15 protein-coding genes and 1 tRNA gene are annotated in these 16713 nt (G+C 60.6%); 10 read left to right on the top strand and 6 right to left on the bottom strand.

What is annotated here, in order from left to right:
• The first annotated feature begins 1 nt into the window (after window position 1).
• The 5 genes from hmgA to ACMUVN_RS08555 all read left to right on the top strand — a co-directional run bounded on the left by hmgA (window position 2) and on the right by ACMUVN_RS08555 (window position 5128).
• Window positions 2-1363 (top strand): homogentisate 1,2-dioxygenase, encoded by a 1362-nt coding sequence (gene hmgA, locus ACMUVN_RS08575; RefSeq protein WP_414814993.1) that lies wholly within the window; start codon window positions 2-4, stop codon window positions 1361-1363.
• A gap of 52 nt (window positions 1364-1415) precedes the next feature.
• Window positions 1416-2441: a fumarylacetoacetate hydrolase family protein gene (locus ACMUVN_RS08570; RefSeq protein WP_414814992.1), complete on the top strand. Its 1026-nt coding sequence runs from the start codon at window positions 1416-1418 to the stop codon at window positions 2439-2441.
• Window positions 2438-3070, top strand: coding sequence for a maleylacetoacetate isomerase (maiA, locus tag ACMUVN_RS08565; protein ID WP_414814991.1), 633 nt, complete (start codon window positions 2438-2440; stop codon window positions 3068-3070). Before ACMUVN_RS08570 ends, maiA begins: the two co-directional genes overlap by 4 nt.
• A 356-nt stretch (window positions 3071-3426) precedes the next feature.
• Window positions 3427-4749 (top strand): hypothetical protein, encoded by a 1323-nt coding sequence (locus tag ACMUVN_RS08560; protein ID WP_414815015.1) that lies wholly within the window; start codon window positions 3427-3429, stop codon window positions 4747-4749.
• Window positions 4750-4861: 112 nt separating this feature from the next.
• Window positions 4862-5128: a hypothetical protein gene (locus ACMUVN_RS08555; RefSeq protein ID WP_176707378.1), complete on the top strand. Its 267-nt coding sequence runs from the start codon at window positions 4862-4864 to the stop codon at window positions 5126-5128.
• A 161-nt stretch (window positions 5129-5289) separates the two neighbouring features.
• Here ACMUVN_RS08555 and ACMUVN_RS08550 read toward each other — a convergent pair whose 3' ends face one another.
• On the bottom strand, window positions 5290-9108 hold the full coding sequence (locus ACMUVN_RS08550; protein ID WP_414814990.1) for a vitamin B12-dependent ribonucleotide reductase: 3819 nt from the start codon (window positions 9106-9108) through the stop codon (window positions 5290-5292).
• Window positions 9109-9229: 121 nt separating this feature from the next.
• On the opposite strand from ACMUVN_RS08550, the gene ACMUVN_RS08545 reads away from it, so the two are divergent.
• Window positions 9230-9511 carry a hypothetical protein gene (locus ACMUVN_RS08545; RefSeq protein WP_047614660.1) on the top strand — a complete coding sequence of 94 codons (282 nt, stop codon included), beginning with the start codon at window positions 9230-9232 and terminating at the stop codon, window positions 9509-9511.
• 186 nt (window positions 9512-9697) lie between these two features.
• Here ACMUVN_RS08545 and ACMUVN_RS08540 read toward each other — a convergent pair whose 3' ends face one another.
• The 4 genes from ACMUVN_RS08540 to ACMUVN_RS08525 form a co-directional block, all read right to left on the bottom strand.
• A complete protein-coding gene (locus ACMUVN_RS08540; protein WP_029867965.1) occupies window positions 9698-10288 on the bottom strand; it encodes a hypothetical protein in 591 nt (196 codons plus the stop codon).
• 193 nt (window positions 10289-10481) lie between these two features.
• Complete coding sequence (gene gpt, locus ACMUVN_RS08535; protein ID WP_029867966.1) at window positions 10482-10976, bottom strand: xanthine phosphoribosyltransferase; 495 nt, start codon at window positions 10974-10976, stop codon at window positions 10482-10484.
• Between the two features lie 243 nt (window positions 10977-11219).
• Window positions 11220-12062 carry a universal stress protein gene (locus ACMUVN_RS08530; RefSeq protein WP_029867968.1) on the bottom strand — a complete coding sequence of 281 codons (843 nt, stop codon included), beginning with the start codon at window positions 12060-12062 and terminating at the stop codon, window positions 11220-11222.
• A gap of 107 nt (window positions 12063-12169) precedes the next feature.
• Complete coding sequence (locus ACMUVN_RS08525) at window positions 12170-12946, bottom strand: competence/damage-inducible protein A (RefSeq protein WP_029867969.1); 777 nt, start codon at window positions 12944-12946, stop codon at window positions 12170-12172.
• 261 nt (window positions 12947-13207) lie between these two features.
• Between ACMUVN_RS08525 and wrbA the strand changes: the two genes are divergently transcribed.
• The gene (gene wrbA / locus ACMUVN_RS08520; protein WP_029867970.1) at window positions 13208-13804 is read left to right on the top strand and encodes an NAD(P)H:quinone oxidoreductase type IV; all 597 of its coding nucleotides are present in this window, start codon (window positions 13208-13210) and stop codon (window positions 13802-13804) included.
• Between the two features lie 150 nt (window positions 13805-13954).
• Window positions 13955-14039, top strand: a tRNA-Leu gene (locus tag ACMUVN_RS08515).
• A 271-nt stretch (window positions 14040-14310) separates the two neighbouring features.
• Here the strand turns inward: ACMUVN_RS08515 and ACMUVN_RS08510 are convergent.
• Window positions 14311-14685: a VanZ family protein gene (locus ACMUVN_RS08510; RefSeq protein WP_029867971.1), complete on the bottom strand. Its 375-nt coding sequence runs from the start codon at window positions 14683-14685 to the stop codon at window positions 14311-14313.
• Between the two features lie 180 nt (window positions 14686-14865).
• On the opposite strand from ACMUVN_RS08510, the gene ilvA reads away from it, so the two are divergent.
• Window positions 14866-16116, top strand: coding sequence for a threonine ammonia-lyase (ilvA, locus tag ACMUVN_RS08505; RefSeq protein ID WP_029867972.1), 1251 nt, complete (start codon window positions 14866-14868; stop codon window positions 16114-16116).
• Window positions 16117-16153: 37 nt separating this feature from the next.
• Window positions 16154-16480 carry an HlyU family transcriptional regulator gene (locus ACMUVN_RS08500; RefSeq protein WP_029867973.1) on the top strand — a complete coding sequence of 109 codons (327 nt, stop codon included), beginning with the start codon at window positions 16154-16156 and terminating at the stop codon, window positions 16478-16480.
• The last annotated feature ends 233 nt before the right edge of the window (window positions 16481-16713 follow it).

Here is a 16713-nt window from a genome sequence, read left to right as displayed (position 1 = left end):
AATGGACCAGACATCGATCCAGGCTTCCGAGAGTGAAGCCGCGACGGCAAACAAACTGAAATACATGCCGGGCTTCGGCAACGACTTCGAAACCGAGTCGCTGCCCGGCGCCTTGCCGCAGGGCCAGAACAGCCCGCAGAAATGCAATTACGGCCTCTATGCCGAGCAGCTTTCCGGCTCGCCGTTCACCGCGCCGCGCGGCACCAACGAAAGGTCCTGGCTTTATCGCATCCGCCCGAGCGTGCGCCACACCCGCCGCTTCTCCAACGCTTCCTATCCGCTCTGGAAAACCGCCCCCTGCCTGGACGAGCATTCGCTGCCTCTCGGCCAGCTTCGCTGGGATCCGATCCCCGCGCCCACGGAGAAGCTGACCTTTCTCGAAGGGGTGCGGACCATCACGACGGCAGGCGATGCCACCACCCAGGTCGGCATGTCGGCCCATGCCTACCTCTTCAATGAGGACATGGTCGACGATTATTTCTTCAATGCCGACGGCGAACTGCTGATCGTGCCGCAGCTCGGCGCCATCAGAGCGTTCACCGAAATGGGCATCATGGATGTCGAGCCCCTGGAAATATGCCTCATCCCGCGCGGCATGATGTTCAAGATTTTGAGGGGCGGTGAACAGACGGTCTGGCGTGGCTATATCTGCGAGAACTACGGCGCCAAATTCACGCTGCCGGACCGCGGGCCGATCGGCGCCAACTGCCTGGCCAACCCGCGCGACTTCAAGACACCCGTCGCCGCTTTCGAAGACAAGGAAACGCCTTGCCGCGTCCATGTGAAGTGGTGCGGAAAATTCTATGTCACGGAGATCGGCCACTCGCCGCTCGATGTGGTCGCCTGGCACGGCAATTACGCGCCTTACAAATATGACCTGCGGACGTTTTCTCCGGTCGGCGCCATCAGCTTCGACCATCCCGATCCGTCGATCTTTTCCGTGCTGACCGCGCCCACCGAAGATGCCGGCACCGCCAATGTCGATTTCGTGATCTTTCCGCCGCGCTGGCTGGTCGCCGAGCATACGTTCCGTCCGCCCTGGTACCACCGCAACATCATGAGCGAATTCATGGGCCTGATCCACGGCCAGTACGACGCCAAGGAGGAGGGCTTCGTGCCGGGCGGCATGAGCCTGCACAACATGATGCTTCCCCACGGGCCGGATGCGCTCGCCTTCGAAAAGGCATCCAATACCGAGCTCAAGCCGGTGAAGCTCGATCACACCATGGCCTTCATGTTCGAGACCCGGTACCCGCAGCAGCTGACGAAATATGCGGCCGAGCTTGAAACGCTGCAGGATAATTACCTCGAATGCTGGGACGGCCTGGAACGCAAGTTCGACGGGACCCCCGGATTCAAGTGAAGTATCAAGTGAAGCATCAAGTGAAGACATCCTCCGGCATTGGAATTCGGACATGAAACTTGCGACCTTGAAGGACTCCACACGGGACGGCCGGCTCGTCGTCGTTTCCCGCGACCTGACCCGCTGTTCCGAGGTCGGCCACATCGCCCGCACATTGCAGGCAGCACTCGAAGACTGGGCGCATGTGGCGCCGAGACTTGCGCTGATTGCCGAAGGCATCGAGACCGGAGCCCAGCCGACGATCCGGTTTCACGAACATGACGCTACGTCACCGTTGCCGCGGGCCTACCAATGGGCCGATGGTTCCGCTTACGTCAACCATGTCGAGCTGGTGCGCAAGGCGCGCGGCGCCGAGATGCCGGCGAGCTTCTGGACCGATCCGCTGATCTATCAAGGCGGGTCGGACGCTTTCCTCGCGCCACGCGACCCGATCGTGATGGCCGACGAGGCTTACGGGATCGACATGGAAGGCGAGATCGCCGTCATCACAGGCGATGTCGCCATGGGTTCCAGCCTGGAAGCGGCGCGCAGCGCCATTCGCCTGCTGATGCTCGTCAACGACGTGTCGCTGCGCGGTCTGATCCCCGACGAACTGGCGAAGGGATTTGGTTTCTTCCAGTCCAAGCCGGCCTCGGCATTTTCGCCGGTCGCCGTAACGCCGGATGAACTCGAAGACGCCTGGGATGGCGGCAAGCTGCATCTGCCGCTGCTGGTGAGCTTGAACGGCGAGGCATTCGGCAAGGCCAACGCCGGCATCGACATGACATTCGATTTCGGCCAGCTGATCGCCCATGCCGCCAAAACCCGCCATCTCGCGGCCGGCACGATCATCGGCTCGGGAACGGTGTCCAACAAGCTGGACGGCGGCCCCGGCAAGCCGGTGGACGGCGGCGGAAACGGTTACTCCTGCATTGCCGAACTCCGGATGATCGAGGCCATCGAGACCGGATCGCCGAAGACCCCGTTCATGAAGTTCGGCGATCAGGTCCGCATCGAGATGAAGGATCATGCCGGCCATTCGATCTTCGGGGCGATCGAGCAGACGGTCGAAAAATACGGGGGAGCCGGGCGGCAATGAACGAGGTCGTTCTCTACGACTACTGGCGATCATCGGCGAGTTATCGCGTCCGCATCGCGCTCAATCTCCTGGGCGTCGACTATCGGACCGTGCCGATCAACCTGTTGGAGGGCGTGGACAGGACGCCGGACTATCTCGCGCTCAACCCGCAAGGCTTGGTGCCGACACTGGTGATCAACGGGAAAACACTGACGCAGTCGCTTGCCATCATCGAATATCTCGCCGAAACCCGACCGGAATGCGGATTGCTGCCGTCTGATATCGCCGATCGCCAGAAAGTCCGCGCCCTCGCATATGCGGTTGCCATGGACATCCATCCGATCTGCAACCTGCATGTCGTCTCGCACCTCATGACGCTAACAGACAAGACGGATGCCCGTGAGGAATGGATGAAGCATTTCATCACCGACGGGCTTCGCAAACTGGAAGCCATGATCGGCAACGGCGATGGCGCGTTCAGCTTCGGAGATACACTCACCATGGCGGACCTCTGTCTCGTTCCCCAGGTCTACAACGCCCGCCGCTGGGGCGTGGATCTGACCGCTTTCAAGCGCATCGTCGATATCGATGCCAGATGCGCCGAACTGCCCGCTTTCCAGGCGGCGCATCCTGACCGGGTGAAACCATAACGGCAGGCCGAACAGCGACGAAATCCGAAGACGCGCTGCCTTTTTCCTGCTGCTCCCACATCAATTGCCGGCACCGCGTCGGATCGCCTGGGCTGGGATTTCACGATCGCGGCGAGCAACCGGCATTTACCGTGTCTCATCACTTCTGATTGTGCCGCTTGCCAGAAGATCGCCCCTTGTGCATTGATCAGGTCGCTGGGGTAGGTCTGAAATGTTCTCGTCAAAGCTGTTGATCTTCAAACTCGTGATGGACACGGGCTTGGGTCGCATTGAAGCGGGCTCACGCTAAGGATTCGGTGATCAGCCTGGCAACAAGTGAGCAAGCTATGCTGCGAGTGACGACAGGAGAAATACAGGTGCTCGAGGGCTGGGTAAGAATGCGCAAATTCGTCTCGTTGATATCGATGCTGCTGGCGTTCGTTGCCATGGCCGGAGAGGGGCATGCAGCAATTTCCTACCAACGTGTGGACGGCGCCCCGGGGCGTGGTCTGGTGATAAAGGGCGTGTTTGAATTCTCCGACGATCCGACGCAGCTTGTCGAAGAATACACGCAGTACCAAGCGGACTACATCAGCTTTGACTCGCCCGGCGGAAACGTCGTCACCGCGATCATGTTCGGCCGCGCCATCCGCGCACTGAATGCAAGAACGCTCCAGATCAGAGCCATGGAATGTGCATCGGCTTGCGCCTTCGCCTTCGTCGGTGGCGTCGAAAGGTTTGCCGAGCCGGGCTCCATCGGCGTGCATCGGATTTCCCTATCTGACGATGTCCCCATGGACAAAAAATTGGCAGTCTCGACCGTTCAACTGATGACCGGCGAGATCATCGGCTACCTCACCGACATGGGGGTAAGCCCCAATCTGCTGCAGCTCAGCCTGTCGATCGACAGCACCGATATACGGTATCTCACCACTGCGGAAATGCGAGACTGGAACATCAACACGCCTGAGGATATGCCCTCGGCACAGGAAAGCGCGCCGCCCCCACCAGGCGCCGCACCGCAGGAGAGCGCAACACCCGCCGACATGCCGTCAGACCCCAGCGCTTCCGAGGAGGTGGCCGCCTCCGAACCCGGCGACCTGACCACGGAGGCGGTTGATTTCGTCAACCCATACAATGACGAATGGTCGAAAGACAGTGCTTCGGCGTTGGCCTTTATGAAGGGCGTCTATGCCGACGAGGTCTCCTTCTTCGGAAACTCGGTCGACAAGGACGCCGTCCTGAAGGAAAAGGCAGCCTTCGCCCAACGCTGGCCGGAGCGCATCTACAGCGTCAAGCCGGGCTCCGTGACTGCCAGCTGTGCCGGAAAATGCGAAATGTCGGGAATTGTCGAGTGGTTTGCCGGAAACAGGGCCACGGGTAAGACGTCCTCCGGGATGGCGGAATTCTCTTTCGTGTGGAACACCGCCTCCCTGCAGATCGAATCCGAGACCGGAAAGGTGATCGCCACGGACAAAGGAGCCAAAGCGCCGGATCGGTTGATCCAGCAGTGGATAGGACTGGACGACATCTGCCGCGGCAGCACCGATCGCCACGGCATCGAGACGGAGCGGGCCTGCAAACGGCGCGAGCAGATCGGTCCGCTGCTCAATCGCGTCGACTGGTGCTATGGCCATGAGGATGAAGCCGGAATGGATATGCAATGGCACAAATGCGATGCCAACTCCCGTAGGTATTGAGATTAAGTATGCCGGACCGGAAGCGAACGACCGCAAAGTTCGGCAGTTGCTCTGAAGGATAGGCGAGCGCGCCCACAAAGCGAAGGCAGCCATTTAGCAGTCATCAAGCGCCTTGATCCTCAAGACCAAGTCTCGCCAAACGCATAGATGGTTTGGACATCGGCGCGATCCGGCAGCGACGGCCATCATTGGTGACGTATTCGTACGTAACCCGGACCTCATCATTGCCGCGCAGCGCCGTGCCCGCGAGTTTGAGCGGCTGCGACATCGCGCCGAAATAGCCGTGGATCGACGCTTCGTTGAAGGGCCTTGGCCGCGCTTCTCCGGAATGACCAGCGCCGAGGCGGTTTCACCGTCGGCTGCGGCGAGCGCGGAGTAGAAGGCGAGAAGACCCGCGGCGTCTATCTCGAGCTTCAAACTGGTGGCGATCGTCTCGGCCAAATAAATAGCCGCCGGCAGCTGACTGTCGGCGGCTTTTGACTATCGATCAGTTTGTGTCGGACGCCTTTCAACGGGGCGCGCTAGACAACAAGCGCCCACTCAGCTGCACCCACTCGTAGCACCGCACGTGTCGCACTTCTCACAAGTCCCGTTCCGCACCATCGTGAAGTTCTGGCACTCCGAGCACATGTTGCCGGTATAGCCCTGCATGATCGAGCGTTGGCGGCGTTCGGCCTCCCGCTTCTTGGCTTCGGATTTCGCCGTGGCCGCGTCGGCCGCCGCCTTGTCGGAGAAGAGGGCGGTTGCGTCGCTGGTGATTTCGTCGATCACCTCTTCGGCAATCTCTTCCGCCAGTTCCTTGGCGCGCTCCTCATAGTCGCGCTTGAAGGCGACGATTTCGGAGGTGGAGATGGCGACCGTCGGCTCCAGCTTGCGGGCGGCACTGCCGGCAAAGGCAGTCACGGTACCGGTGGAAGCGGCGCGGGCAGGGGCGGCAGTCGCCGCACCCTTGGGCTCGGCCGCTGCCTGACGTTCGCCGCCGGTGCCTGATACCAGCGTCGGCTTGTAGCCGCGGGTCCAGCCGGTGGAGAGCAGGTTGGTCTTGCCCTCCTGGATGCCCTTGCCGAGCGCGGTGTTGGAGAAGTCGGACGTATCGACATGCGCCAGGTCATGGCGGCCGAGATAGGAGACGGCAAGTTCGCGGAAGACGTAGTCGAGGATCGACGTGGCGTTCTTGATCGCGTCATTGCCGATGACCATGCCGGCCGGCTCGAACTTGGTGAAGGTGAAGGCCTCGACATATTCCTCGAGCGGCACGCCATATTGCAGGCCGAGCGAGATGGCGATGGCGAAATTGTTCATCATCGCGCGGAAGGCAGCGCCTTCCTTGTGCATGTCGATGAAGATCTCGCCGAGGCGGCCGTCGCCGAACTCGCCGGTGCGGAGATAGACCTTGTGTCCGCCGACGGCGGCCTTCTGGGTGTAGCCCTGGCGGCGGTTCGGCAGCTTCTCGCGTTCGCGCGAAACGCGTTCGATCACCCGCTCGATGATCTTCTCGGTGATGGTGACGGCCTGGGCGGCGACCGGCGCCTGCAGCAGTTCCTCCAGCGCATCCTCGTCATCCTCGTCTTCGATCAGCGAGGCATTGAGCGGCTGCGACAGCTTCGAGCCGTCGCGATAGAGCGCGTTGGCCTTGAGGCCGAGCTTCCAGGAGAGCAGGTAGGCGTTCTTGCAATCCTCGACGGTCGCCTCGTTCGGCATGTTGATCGTCTTGGAAATCGCACCCGAGATGAACGGCTGGGCCGCCGCCATCATGCGGATATGGCTTTCCACAGAGAGGTAGCGCTTACCGATCTTGCCGCAGGGATTGGCGCAATCGAAGACCGGCAGATGCTCATTCTTGAGGAAGGGCGCGCCTTCCAGCGTCATCGCACCGCAGACATGGATGTTGGCGGCTTCGATGTCCTTCTTCGAGAAGCCGATATGGTCGAGCAGGCTGAAGCTCATGTCGGACAGCTGTTCGTCGGAAACCTTCAGCGTGTCCTTCAGGAAGTCGGCGCCGAGCGTCCACTGGTTGAAGACGAACTTGATGTCGAAGGCGCTCTTCAGCGCGGCGTTGACGGCTTCCACCTTCTCGTCGGTGAAGCCCTTGGTCTTCAGCGTCGATGGGTTGATCGCCGGCGCCTGGTTCAGGTTGCCGTGGCCGACGGCATAGGCCTCGATCTCGGCAATCTGGCTCTCGGAATAGCCGAGCGTGCGCAGCGCTTCGGGCACGGCGCGGTTGATGATCTTGAAGTAGCCGCCGCCGGCGAGCTTCTTGAACTTGACGAGGGCGAAGTCGGGCTCGATGCCGGTGGTGTCGCAATCCATGACGAGACCGATCGTGCCGGTGGGCGCGATGACCGAGACCTGGGCGTTGCGATAGCCATGCTGTTCGCCGAGCTCGAGCGCCTTGTCCCAGGCCGATTTGGCGTGGGCGACGAGATCCCGGTCCGGGTTTTCTGAATGGATCAGCGCGACCGGGTTGATCGACAGGGCCTCATAGCCTGACGTCTCGCCATGGGCGGCGCGGCGATGGTTGCGGATGACCCTGAGCATGCTCTCGCGGTTCGGCGCGAAGTTCGGGAAGGGCCCGAGTTCGGCAGCCATTTCGGCCGAGGTCGCATAGCAGACGCCAGTCATGATCGCGGTCAGCGAACCGGCAATGGCGCGGGCCTCGGTGGAGTCGTAGGGAATGCCCGACGACATCAGCAGGCCGCCGATATTGGCGTAGCCAAGGCCGAGCGTGCGGTATTCGTAGGAGAGTTCGGCAATGCGCTTCGACGGGAACTGCGCCATCATCACTGAGACTTCGAGCACGACGGTCCACAGGCGAACGGCATGTTCGTAATCGGCAATGTTGATGCGCTTGGTGGCCTTGTCCTTGAACTGCAGAAGGTTCAGCGAGGCAAGGTTGCAGGCCGTGTCGTCGAGGAACATATATTCCGAGCACGGGTTCGAGCCGCGGATCGGGCCGCCGGCCGGCGAAGTGTGCCAGTCGTTCATCGTCGTGTTGAAGTGGATGCCCGGATCGGCCGAGGCCCAGGCAGCGTAGGAAATCGTTTCCCAGAGATCGCGGGCCTTCAGCGTCTTCATCACCCTGCCGTCCTTGCGGGCGGTCAGGTTCCATTCGCCATCATTCTCGACGGCGCGCAGGAAGTCGTCCTTGATCGAGACGGAGTTGTTGGAGTTCTGGCCCGATACCGTGAGGTAGGCTTCCGAATCCCAATCCGTGTCGTAGGTCTTGAACTGGAGATCCTTGTAGCCCTGGCGGGCGAACTGGATGACGCGCTGGACGTAGTTCTCCGGAACCTGATCCTTCTTGGCGGCGCGGATTTCGCGCTTCAGGGCAGGGTTCTTGGCCGGGTCGAAGCAATCGCCGTTATCGCCGCCTTCACAATTGAAGCAGGCCTTCATGATCGCCTTCAGATGCTTGGCGACGACCTTCGAGCCGGTGACCAGGGCCGCCACCTTCTGCTCTTCCTTGACCTTCCAGTTGATGTATTCCTCGATATCGGGATGGTCGATATCGACGACCACCATCTTGGCGGCGCGGCGCGTCGTGCCGCCCGATTTGATGGCGCCGGCGGCGCGGTCGCCGATCTTCAGGAAGCTCATCAGGCCGGAGGAGCGGCCGCCGCCGGAAAGCTTTTCGCCTTCGCCACGCAGCATCGAGAAGTTGGATCCGGTGCCGGAGCCGTATTTGAACAGGCGCGCTTCACGCACCCAGAGGTCCATGATGCCGCCTTCGTTGACGAGATCGTCTTCGACCGACTGGATGAAGCAGGCATGCGGCTGCGGATGTTCGTAGGCCGACTTGGATTTGGTCAGCTTGCCGGTGAAGGGATCGACATAGAAATGGCCCTGGCCGGGGCCGTCGATGCCATAGGCCCAATGCAGGCCGGTGTTGAACCACTGCGGCGAGTTCGGGGCGACGCGCTGGGTGGCGAGCATATAGGCAAGCTCGTCCTTGAAGGCCGCGGCGTCTTCCTCGGAGGAGAAATAGCCGCCCTTCCAGCCCCAATAGGTCCAGGTGCCGGCAAGACGGTCGAAGACCTGGCGCGCATCGATTTCGGAGCCGGTCTGCTCATCCTTCGGCAGGGTCTTCAGCGCAGCATCGTCGGGAACGGAGCGCCACAGGAAGGAGGGAACGTCGTTTTCCTCGACCTTCTTCAGCCGGGTGGGAACGCCGGCCTTGCGGAAATACTTCTGCGCCAGAACGTCGGTCGCGACCTGAGAGAACTGCGCGGGAACGTCGATATTCTCGAGGCGGAACACGATCGAACCGTCGGGGTTCTTGATCTCGCTCGTCGCCTTGCGGAATTCGATATCCGCATAGGCGCCTTGGCCGGCCTTCGTGAAACGACGTTCGATGCGCATGGTCTTGACCTCGTGTTGGCGCCCGGTCCCCGCGACCGGGGCGCAAAATTCCTATCCGGCGGCACTTTATCGTGGTGCAGCCAGCCTCGTTTCCGTATCGTGACAGGGGTGTCGTCCGGAGATGACCTTCCTGTATCTTGTGGTGATGGTGGCTGCAAACGCTAAATATAGTATTAACAGCTTATTATCGCCAGTCCCGACGTCACTTTTTTTGGAGGCTGAAAACCGCGCAGAGAACCTGTCGGGCCTGAACCGCTCCCGGTGCATCACCCTGATTCTGCGTCCTGATTTTCAAAAGGGAACCGGGCTCGTTACCTCCGGTCCTGTCGCCGCCGCAACATCGAAAACAGTAAAGTTTGAAACAGCTGATTCCGTCAAGGGCTGGCTTTTAATTGATTGCTAACCACAACATGTTGTGGATGCGCCTGTGGAGATTGGGGAAAGCCGGGGAGCGCTGAAATTACAATGGCTTGCAGGCGTTGCCGGCTAAGGAAAAGGCCGGAACGATAAAAAAGCGCCCTGCGGCAAATCTTGTGATGGCATTTCCGGCGCAAATGCGCATGGCGATTCGGCGAGAAAACGAGCGGTCTTAAAGCGCGTCGATGGCGATGGTAACGGTGGCCACGCCGATCGGCCTGTTCTCTTCGTCCATGACCACGAAGCTCGCCTGCGTCTCGAGTATCTGAGTGGATTCGTTGCGCTCGGCCCGGTCGATGAAGACCTCTCGCGAGCCGTTAGCGAAGGTTCTGAGATATTTCTCTTCGTCGCCCTGCCAGTAGTCGGCGGTAATGATGCTCTGCCCGACATTCAGTCCATGACTATCGGTGACGAAAAATTCGACGATCGCTCCCTGCGAGGCGTCCTGCCTGGCTTTCAGGTAATGCGACACGGATCTGTCGAGCAGCAGCTTGACCATATGCAGGTGATGCTGATCGACCTCAGATCGGTAAGTGTCATCGAGCACCCGCATATCCATTTCGCTGACGTTGCCGAACTCCGCGTTCTGCTCGGCAATGGCCTTCAGCACCAATGGCGTTTCCACCATTGGCCGGATCTGCTTCTCGACATAGTCGCGCACAAGGGGGATATAGGCAGGCTCGGCGCGGACAGGCGTGAGGGAAAACAGACATGCCGCCAGCCCGACGGTCACAACCGCTGCTCTACGCCCCCACCGCGCCATCTTGTTTCCCTATATCACATCGTTTGCTGCACGCTTTAAGCGCAATTTGATGCGATTCGCAGCTGTCGAGTTTATGCGAACACGATAAAATAGATGTGCTGCTCCCGATAGCGGATTCAGGAAACCCCGCAGACAAAAACTGGAACAATTTCAAGTGGTAAATACGAAGGCCGCGCGCTGTGATCGGTGGCGATCAGCCTGCGCCTTTGGCGATCGGCTCCTGATAGGTGAAGCCCATGTCCCAGGGGAAGTAGATCCAGGTGTCCTGGCTCACCTCGGTGACGAAGGTGTCGACCGTCGGCACGCCCTTCGGCTTGGCATAGACGCAAGCAAAATGCGCCCTCGGCAGCATGGCGCGCACCTGGGCGGCGGTCTTGCCGGTATCCGTCAGGTCGTCGACGACGAGCACGCCTTCGCCGCCATTTTCCTGAAGTTCGGGCGCGATCCCCTTGAGCAGCACCATGTCGCCCTGGTTGACATAATCATGATAGGAGGCGACGCAGACGGTCTCGATCAGCCGGATGTTCAGCTCGCGTGAGATGATCGCCGCCGGAACGAGGCCGCCGCGGGTGATGCAGACGATCGCCTTGAACGCCTGATTGAGGCCGGCTAGCCGCCAGGCAAGGGCGCGTGCATCGCGGTGGAACTGATCCCAGGAAACGGGAAAGGCTTTATCGGGAAGGGACATTCGGGCTGCTCCGCGGCATGAAAAACGATACGCCGTTTGCCGGCGACCAGATGGGCTTGGAACGGCGATCGGCAAAACGAGAAATCGCGTAGCCGAAACTGCGCGAAATCGCGAGCTGCAGCTGCGCGAGATCGCGAGCTGCACTGCGCGAGTTGTGGCCGAGGCTCGAAGCTCTCATCGGTCGCTGCAATTAGCGGGATTTGCCGGCAAAACGCAAGAGCAGCAATGATTGCGGCAAGAGGATCATCGCGACAACAGGGTCAGCGCCGTCATCGATTGCAGCAAGCTCTTCGTCGTGCCGCCGAAGATCATCTGCCAGAGCCAGGAATGCGTATAGGCGCCCATGACGAGAAGATCGATGCTGCTGTCCGAAAGCCGGTTCTCGATGACATGCGACGCGTTCTTGTCCACACTTTGGGCCGTCGAAAGCGTCGTCTTCACGCCATGACGGGCGAGTGTGGCGGCAATCTCGGCGCCGGCGGTGAGCGGCGATTGCAGCGCCGTGTCGGCCGGATCGACCGAAAAGATCTCCACCTCCTCGGCGGCTTTGAGGATCGGCAACGCGTCGAAGGTCGCGCGCGCCACCTCCTTCGAGCCGTTCCAGGCGATCAGCACGCGTTTGATCGGCTTCGGCTGGCGGATGATATAGGGGATCATCAGCACCGGCCGGCCGGTTTCGAAAAGGAAGCTGTCGACGTCGACTTGGCTGTCGGAAGGTTTGGCCGGATCGGCCTGCGAGGCGATCAGAAGGTCGGCGCTGCGTGCACTTTCGATCAGCGGCGCGGAGCCGTAGCCGGTTGAGGTCGCAAAGCTGCGCCACTCGTAGGAGGCGCCTGTCGCAGCCGCTTTTGCCCGGAAGATGCGCTCAACCGCGAGCGTTTCGCTATGCGCCATGTCCTGCAGCGCCTGCACGGCGACGGGATCGGGGATTTCCATCGGCGCCACCAGCGGCACGGCGGAGATGATTTCGGCATGCAGGCCGATCACATGGGCACCGCTTTCAGCGGCGATGGCAAAGGCGAAATCGGCAACCGCAGCACTATTATCGGATGTATCGAGTATGGCGAGAATGGTTTTGTAAGACATATCAATTCTCCTTGCGCTGAAATGGCGTGCGCGAGGGAAGGAATGCACCGGCCCCTTCTGCTGTTCCTTGACAGGGATCAAGGATGACCCCCGTTCCGGCGTTTCCTTCAAGCCTCGGCAGAATGGTTTTCTGTGATGTCCTTCCTCCGGCGGATGGCTTCGATCATCGCCTGCACCTCGGCGCCGGCCGCATCGATCACTGCCTGCGAGCGGCCGCGCACGACGATCTCGGTCGAGAATTTCTGGCCGATATAGCGCGGGTAGGAGCCGATGCTGGTTTCCGGATGCGCTTTCTGGATCGCGGTCAAGGGCGTGCCGATTTCACCTTCGCCGTAAGGGCAGGCGATGGCGAGCGACAGCACCGGCGTGCCGGTCCGAAGCGCCGGCAGCACATTGTCGACCATTGCCTGGAAGACCTGCGGGACGCCGGCCATGACATGGACATTGCCGATGATGAAGCCAGGCGCCGTCGAGACGGGATTGGCGATATGCACGGCCCCGCGCGGCATGCGCGCCATGCGCTGGCGGGCTTCGGTGAATTCCATCTCGCGGCGCCGATACATTTCGGCCAGCAGCGTCATCGCCGTTTCGTCGTATTCGCAGGGCAGGCCGAAAGCCTTGGAGATGGCGTCGGCGGTGATGTCGTCATGCGTCGGCCCGATGCCGCCCGAAGTGAAGACGTAATCATATTTGCCGCGAAGCGCATTTAGCGCCTCGACGATCGCCTCCTCGTCGTCGGCGACGATGCGCACCTCCTTGAGGTCGATGCCGGAAAGCGTGAGCAGATCGGCGAGATGGCCAATATTTTTGTCCTTGGTGCGGCCGGAAAGAAGTTCGTCGCCGATGGCGAGCATGGCGGCGGTGACGACGATGTCTTGGCTCATGGGATGTTCCGTAATGTGAAGCTGGTGAATAGGTAGCGCCGTTCGATCTCTTTGCAAACAGCCGGAGCATTATGCCGCAAGTGCAAGCGGTTATCGGACGGCAGCATCTGCGTCCATTTTGCTGAAATGAAAAGGCAAGTGAATTTTCGTCTACATCAGTTGAACACTGAGTTCTTCAGGCCGGGGCTTTGTTCAAGCAGGCGGGCTGATAGACATCCTCCGGTCACGAAATTCAACCCGATGTTTCAAGAAAGATAGAAGATGGCGAAGGTTCTCGTCCTTTATTATTCGGCTTACGGCCATATCGAAACCATGGCCTATGCCGTCGCCGAAGGCGCGAAGTCGGCCGGTGCCGAGGTCACCGTCAAGCGCGTTCCGGAACTGGTTCCGGAAGAGGTCGCCAAGGCTTCCTATTACAAGGTCGATCAGGCCGCTCCGATCGCCACCGTCGACGAACTGGCGGATTATGACGCGATCATCGTCGGTGCCGGCACCCGCTTCGGCACGGTCGCCTCGCAGATGCGCAATTTCTGGGATCAGACGGGCGGCCTCTGGTTCGCCGGCAAGCTCGTCGGCAAGATTGGTTCGGTCTTCACCTCTTCGGCCACCCAGCATGGCGGCCAGGAATCGACCATCCTCGGCTTCATCCCGACCTTCCTGCACCAGGGCATGGTCGTTGCCGGCCTTCCCTATGCCTTCCAGGGCCAGATGGGCACCGAGGAAGTCAAGGGCGGCTCGCCCTACGGCGCGTCCACCATCACCAACGGCGATGGCTCGCGCCAGCCCTCCGAGATCGAGCTGGAAGGCGCGAAATACCAGGGCGCCCATGTTGCCAAGCTGGCCGCCAAGCTCGCCTGAGCGTTGATACTGACATGATGAAGGGTGCGGCGGGCGTGAGGCTCGCCGCGCCTTATCCGTTTTCGTTGGCGCAGCCGACAAAACGAGCACAATTTTACGCCTCGCGGCTCTTCCCATCGCCAATGACGCAAGATATTGAAAACGCAGCAAGCGGGCGTGGCGAAACTGGTAGACGCAAGGGACTTAAAATCCCTCGGCCTTGGCTGTACGGGTTCGACCCCCGTCGCCCGCACCATCTTCACAATCCTGTTTGAATATGCCTGTATTTTGTGCGTAAAAGCGCGTTGTTGCTTGACAATGACATTTTCGGTGCAAGGATTGCGCCGCGGCGGTTGAGTAAGTGTTGTCTTGTGGGAGTAAGACGATGGTTTACGATTGGAGTGGGGCGAGGGTTCGGCGCATCCGAATCTTCAAGACCAGTGTCGCACTTGTTCTGGGAACTGCGATGGCTGCAATACCACTGTTCTTTTGGGCAGTGCAGTTGCGCGCTTTCTAAGCTGGGACAATCAGCGTTCCGCTAGGGGAAGCGCGTTGGGCGCTTTCGTGTCGCGCCGCCTGTTGATCACCCAGCCGGCGAGCAGCCCGACGGCGGCACCCATGGCCTTGATACCCGCGTCATGCAGGCGCGGATGCCGCGTCGGCGAGAAGTACTGCAAATATTCGATGCCAACCGCACCGGCGATCAGCAGCACCGCCACCAATTTCCACTGTTTCGGATAGGCGAGCGCAAAGGCAAGGCCGAGGAGAACATAGGCGCTTGCGCGATCGGTATTGACCGTCGTCACTGTATCCGGCCTCAGCCCGATCGGTGAAATCGTGACGACGAGGATGAAGGCGAGCAGCAGCCAGGCGAGCGGTTTTGCGAGTTTGAATGTGATCATGGCTTCATATTAGTGGCTGGCCTTTTCATTGACAGTTAAAATCAGTTCATGTGCCGCTGATTTTGCGATTGGCTTAAGAAAAGCTTCCCAGGAGCGAACTGCAAATGGTCGAAGCGGGCTTTCTATTGCCGGCCGGCCTGTGCCATAGCGGCGCTGCAATCATGAGAATGGATCACGCCCGTGACGAGACTTGATGTCGAAAGCGCCGAAGAGGCAATGCGCAGCCTGTTTCCGGCAACGCCACTGCAGCTGAACGACCATCTGTCGGCCCGCTACGGGGCCGACATCTGGCTGAAGCGCGAGGACCTGTCGCCGGTGCGCTCCTACAAGATCCGCGGCGCCTTCAATTTCTTCCGCAAGGCGATCGGGCAGGGTGCGGCCGGCAAGACTTTCGTCTGCGCCTCGGCCGGCAATCATGCCCAGGGCTTTGCCTTCGTCTGCCGCCATTTCGGGGTGCCGGGCGTCGTCTTCATGCCGGTGACGACACCGCAGCAGAAGATCGACAAGACCCGCATGTTCGGCGCCGAATTCATCACCATCCGGCTGTTCGGCGACTTCTTCGACCAGTGCTACCAGGCCGCCCGCGAACATGTCGAGGCGGTCGGCGGCGTCATGGTGCCGCCCTTCGACCATGAGGACATCATCGAGGGCCAGGCGACGGTCGCCGCCGAAATCATGCAGCAGCTGCCGGAAGGAACCGTGCCCGACATGGTCGTCCTGCCGGTCGGCGGCGGCGGACTTGCCGCCGGCATCACCGGTTATCTCGACGGCACCGTGCCGAAATCGGCCTTCGTCTTCACTGAACCCGCCGGCGCGCCGAGCCTCAGGCGCAGCATCGAGGCGGGCAAGGTGACGACACTGGCCAAGGTCGACAATTTCGTCGATGGCGCCGCCGTCGCCCGCATCGGCGACCTGAATTTCGCCGCCCTTCGCCATTTCCCGGCAAGCCAAGTGCATCTGATGCCGGAGAACGCCATCTGCGTCACCATTCAGGAGATGCTGAATGTCGAAGGCGTCGTGCTGGAACCGGCCGGCGCCCTGTCGCTGACGGCGATCGCCGCGATGGACGGCCAAACGATCCGTGGCAAGACCGTCGTTGCCGTCGTCTCCGGCGGCAATTTCGATTTCGAGCGTCTGCCTGACGTAAAGGAAAGAGCCATGCGTTACGCGGGGCTGAAGAAATACTTCATCCTGCGGCTCGCCCAGCGCCCCGGCGCGCTCAGGGATTTCCTCAATCTGCTCGGTCCCGACGACGATATCGCCCGGTTCGAATATCTGAAGAAATCGGCACGCAACTTCGGCTCGATCCTGATCGGCATCGAAACCAAGGCGCCTGAGAATTTCGCCCGGCTGATCGGAAATTTCGAAGCTGCCGGCATGGGTTACGAGGATATCACCGAAAACGAGATCCTCGCCAACCTGATCATTTGACTTGGCGACAGCGATGCCGTCGTGCTAAAGGCGGAGCATGGCTTCGTTCATTTCAAATATCTTTTCGATGTTCTCCGGCGGCGGCAAACCGGCCACGGAAGCGGCAGGCCCTTCCGGCGAGCCCCAGCTTTACGGCGATTGCACGATCTATGCCGAGCCGCGCAGGGAAGGCAGCCAGTATCGCCTTGCCGGCCGCATTGAAAAGAAGGTCGGCGACGAGGTGCTGGTGCGCAATTTCATTCGCGCCGATCTGTTTTCTTCCTCCGACGACGCGATCGAATGCACGGTGCGCAAGGCGCATCAGATCATCGATCAGCATGGTTCGTCACTCTTTGGTGACGGCGAAAAGATTCGTCAGGTCTGAAATCGGGATCCGCCGGATCAGCACGCGATGCCGGCCCGCAATTGTTCTTGTTTATCAATCGGGTGACCCCGGGCCCCCGCCGGCGAACGCGATCTCACTCACGCAATCTTAAAGGATTGGGGTGAAAGGTATCTCCTGCAGGATTTGCAGGACGCCCTCGTGTTTGACTTTTTCCGACGATCGACCAAAGGATTCGCTGTCGCGATCGCCGCGCCGGCAGGAGACCGAGGGCG

This window comes from Rhizobium sp. IY2 (assembly GCF_047532935.1).
Lineage (GTDB): Bacteria > Pseudomonadota > Alphaproteobacteria > Rhizobiales > Rhizobiaceae > Rhizobium > Rhizobium anhuiense.
Note: the sequence above shows the minus strand (reverse complement) of the source record. Positions and strands in the feature narration are given on the sequence as shown.

Excerpts from the sequence above, each read along its gene's own strand:
- hmgA (WP_414814993.1), top strand. The coding sequence starts at position 2 with ATGGACCAGACATCGATCCAGGCTTCCGAGAGTGAAGCCGCGACGGCA.
- ACMUVN_RS08570 (WP_414814992.1), top strand. The coding sequence starts at position 1,416 with ATGAAACTTGCGACCTTGAAGGACTCCACACGGGACGGCCGGCTCGTC.
- maiA (WP_414814991.1), top strand. The coding sequence starts at position 2,438 with ATGAACGAGGTCGTTCTCTACGACTACTGGCGATCATCGGCGAGTTAT.
- ACMUVN_RS08550 (WP_414814990.1), bottom strand. The coding sequence starts at position 9,108 with ATGCGCATCGAACGTCGTTTCACGAAGGCCGGCCAAGGCGCCTATGCG.
- ACMUVN_RS08545 (WP_047614660.1), top strand. The coding sequence starts at position 9,230 with ATGACCTTCCTGTATCTTGTGGTGATGGTGGCTGCAAACGCTAAATAT.
- ACMUVN_RS08540 (WP_029867965.1), bottom strand. The coding sequence starts at position 10,288 with ATGGCGCGGTGGGGGCGTAGAGCAGCGGTTGTGACCGTCGGGCTGGCG.
- gpt (WP_029867966.1), bottom strand. The coding sequence starts at position 10,976 with ATGTCCCTTCCCGATAAAGCCTTTCCCGTTTCCTGGGATCAGTTCCAC.
- ACMUVN_RS08530 (WP_029867968.1), bottom strand. The coding sequence starts at position 12,062 with ATGTCTTACAAAACCATTCTCGCCATACTCGATACATCCGATAATAGT.
- ACMUVN_RS08525 (WP_029867969.1), bottom strand. The coding sequence starts at position 12,946 with ATGAGCCAAGACATCGTCGTCACCGCCGCCATGCTCGCCATCGGCGAC.
- wrbA (WP_029867970.1), top strand. The coding sequence starts at position 13,208 with ATGGCGAAGGTTCTCGTCCTTTATTATTCGGCTTACGGCCATATCGAA.
- ACMUVN_RS08510 (WP_029867971.1), bottom strand. The coding sequence starts at position 14,685 with ATGATCACATTCAAACTCGCAAAACCGCTCGCCTGGCTGCTGCTCGCC.
- ACMUVN_RS08500 (WP_029867973.1), top strand. The coding sequence starts at position 16,154 with ATGGCTTCGTTCATTTCAAATATCTTTTCGATGTTCTCCGGCGGCGGC.